This is a genomic window from Rodentibacter mrazii (assembly GCF_001998825.1).
GTDB lineage: Bacteria > Pseudomonadota > Gammaproteobacteria > Enterobacterales > Pasteurellaceae > Rodentibacter > Rodentibacter mrazii.
Genome location: NZ_MLHG01000130.1, coordinates 1 through 1,616, shown reverse-complemented (window position 1 = coordinate 1,616; position 1,616 = coordinate 1). Strand labels below are relative to the sequence as shown.

Genomic DNA, 1,616 nt, shown 5'->3' with positions numbered 1-1,616 from the left:
TTTAAGTACTGTTTAATCATTGATTTTTTTGTTTGTTCAAATAACAAAGAAGATAATATTTCAATTTCATTTAGCTGATGTTTAATGTTTTTAAACATAACTTGACGGTTTAAATTATTTTGTGAATAGTAAAAACGCTCTAAATCATTAAAAAACACATTAAACTTATCTTCCAATTTTAAGGCTGTATTGGTTTTTGGGAAATAATCTTCAATAATATAATTCACTTGTCGATATTGAATATACCAAGCAGATAAACTCACAATACCAATAAACAAGGTCAAAATTAATCCGATCATTGAGGCTCTTTTCAAATGTTGGGTTATTTTTCCCTGTTTCATTTTATGTCCTCTAATTGTGCAAGTACCGCATTAATCTGTTGTTGAAAAAAGTCCGTCCATTGCTTCTCTTGCTCCAACAAAAAATATCGGTCATTTTTGATTTTTTCTAAATAAATAGGATCTATCGCTTGTTGTTCACTAACCGGAACTAAGGTTAATTGCTGACGAAGTGCGGTCAATTTGCGAGCTGTTTTTTGCTCTTGTTGATAAACTAACGCCCACACATCTTTCAGCTGCTTGAGACGAAATGTGACGGCATTATCAAATAATTTCTCGACTAAATGTTGTCTTAACAACAAGATATCGTAATCAAGCGGCACCTGTGTCAATAGTTTTTGCTGTTGTTCATACTGGAGACTGCCCGGCACAGCAGGTTTAAGTGGAAATTTTGCAATATTTGGAGAAGTAACAACCTCTTGTCCCTCCGGGCTTAACAAAAATTGAATAAATGCAAGAGCCTGCTTCGGATTTTGGTTATTTTTATATGCGGCAATAAACGCCGGTGAAGCGACGGAATGAGGAAAATAAACAAAACCAAAGTCAGGATCATTATTTAGGTTATTCGCATAGCTATCAATACTAATGCCGGCTGTTACTAAGCCTAGTTTAATTTTTTCCGCCACATTAAAGCTACGGGAAGAAATCAAGGATAGATTACCTGATAGTGTTAAAATTTCTTGCCATCCGGCAGCCCATCCTTTTTGTTGTAGAAGCATTTCCAACATAATGTGATTACTGCCCGAGCGGGAAGGAGAGCTGATCAGTAAACTATTAAAATAAGCCGGATCAGTGAGACTGTTCCAATCACTAGGCTCGGCTAAATGGCGTTGTTTAAGTAAATTTCGGTTAAATAAAATGCCGTAACCGGAAAAAGCAATCGCCGTTGTTGTTGATTTTAATTGAGAGGGAACAAGCACATTTTGATAAGTTTTCGGTAATTCCAACAATAATCCCTTTTCCTGTAAATCTTGAAATAGAAAAGGGGAAGAGCTCAACACTAAATCAACTTTTTCTATATTCGGTTGAACTAATAAACGATTAAGTGAATTTGATGTTCGATTAATCAAACGGACTTTTTGGTTGGGAAAATTGTTTTGCCATTGTTTAACCATATGTTCGGTTGTTTCCGGTGAAAAGGTTGTAGCAATAACAATTTCATTAGCTAATAACAGCGGACTAATCCAATATAATAGAATAAAAAGTAAAAGTTTCATCACATAATCCTTCTCTATTTTGTGATCTAAATCACAAATTTTAAATTTTCTTTTTTCTGAT

General features: G+C 34.2%; 1 protein-coding gene and 1 pseudogene. Both read right to left on the bottom strand.

Annotated elements, in window-relative coordinates; translation table 11 throughout:
* Window positions 1-341: pseudogene (locus tag BKK47_RS12220) on the bottom strand (ATP-binding protein); the annotation flags it as partial.
* Entirely contained in the window at window positions 338-1,555 is a 1,218-nt protein-coding gene (locus tag BKK47_RS12215; RefSeq protein WP_077495084.1) for an ABC transporter substrate-binding protein, read from the bottom strand. The gene BKK47_RS12215 and the pseudogene BKK47_RS12220, both read right to left, overlap by 4 nt.
* Between the last annotated feature and the right edge of the window lie 61 nt (window positions 1,556-1,616).